The following is a 904-nucleotide window of genomic DNA, read 5'->3' on the forward strand; positions in this document are numbered from 1 at the left end:
ACTTAGTCCAAAAACGACTATAGAAGAATTAGTTGACATTTATGCCAGTACGGGATTTAATGGGCGGCAATTAGGTGAGGCAGCAAAACTATTTGCAAAAATGATTGATGAGGATGCAACAATTTGCTTAACTGTTGCAGGAGCTATGACTCCAGTTGGATTTGGTGGAATTTTCAAAACGTTAATTGAAAGAGGTTTTGTAGATTGGATTGTTACAACGGGTGCAAATGTGTATCATGAAGATCATTTTGCATGGGGATTTCCTGTAAAGCAAGGACACTTTGAAGTCGATGACATGGTGCTTTATGATAAAGAGATTGTCAGAATCAGAGATGTTTTCATTAAATTCTATGAAACACTAGAAGCTGAAGACCAAGTAATCCAAAAAATGTTTAAAGAAAAATTAATCGATAAACCATTTACCAGTGCCGAATTTTGTAATCTCATAGGCGAAATTAGTTACAAAAAATCAAGGTTTCCTGAAAGAAGTTTTGTTGCATCTGCATATCAGTACGACGTCCCAGTTTACGTATCCACACTAAAGGATTCATCACTTGCATTAAACTTGGCAGTTCATAGATTACGAGATAAAACATACAATTTGGATTTTGTGCGTGAGATAATTGAACAAGGTGCAATAGTTCATGCTGCAAAAAAATCAGGAATTGTAGAATTAGGAGGAGGGGTTCCAAAAAATACTGCACAACAAACAGGTCCATTACTTGATCAAATTCTAAGACGGGGTAATGGCGGTCAAGATTACATTATACAAATTACAGATGCTAGACCTGATACTGGTGGATTATCAGGTGCCACATTACAAGAAGGAAAAAGTTGGGGGAAAGTACAAGATGCACATCAAGACATGGTAACAGTGTATGCAGATTCTACTATTGCATTTCCA

General features: G+C 36.5%; 1 protein-coding gene. It reads left to right on the forward strand.

The genetic code is table 11. From position 1 onward, the window contains the following. Positions 1-904, forward strand: a 904-nt coding sequence (gene speY / locus C6988_RS11010; protein WP_255464494.1) for a deoxyhypusine synthase family protein, incomplete at both ends; no start/stop codon positions are given.

It is taken from the genome of Nitrosopumilus sp. b1 (assembly GCF_014078545.1).
In the GTDB taxonomy this organism is placed as follows: domain Archaea; phylum Thermoproteota; class Nitrososphaeria; order Nitrososphaerales; family Nitrosopumilaceae; genus PXYB01.